The 599-nt window shown below is 36.2% G+C and carries 1 protein-coding gene; it reads left to right on the top strand.

Annotated elements, in window-relative coordinates:
* Positions 1-332: response regulator (locus ACS8FC_RS19145; RefSeq protein WP_439297954.1), on the top strand; the 332-nt coding region annotated here is incomplete at its 5' end.
* Positions 333-599 lie beyond the last annotated feature (267 nt).

Here is a 599-nt window from a genome sequence, read left to right on the forward strand (position 1 = left end):
CAAAAACCATTCGCCGTACCGCAGAAACCTTGCTACAAAAAGCGGGTTGTGAAGTCGTAACCGCCATAGATGGCTTCGATGCCTTAGCAAAAATTGTTGATAACAACCCAGATATTATTTTTGTCGACATCATGATGCCGCGCTTAGATGGCTATCAGACTTGTGCACTCATAAAAAATAACCCTGATTATGCTAATAAACCCGTGATTATGTTGTCATCTAAAGATGGCTTATTTGATAAAGCCCGTGGCCGCATCGTCGGATCTGATGAGTATTTGACCAAACCATTTAGTAAAGATGAGCTTTTTGATGCGATTAACCAGTACCGTTAATCAGCTCTACAGACTCAAATATAGTGATTGCTAAGATTAAAAATAATGACTCACTATTTAAGTGACTAACATACTAAATGACTAGCATAAAAATAAATCACGAATAAGTTGTTGGGCATCATTTTCAATCTTTTTATCAACAATATATCTTCATAGATATTTTAGAAATCAAGGAAAATCCTATGACTACCGTTTTAGTCATTGACGACTCGCCATCAGAAATGGCGAAATTTCGCGACATGCTTTCCAAAAATAATTTTCAAGTAT

It is taken from the genome of Psychrobacter sp. 1Y4 (assembly GCF_051847555.1).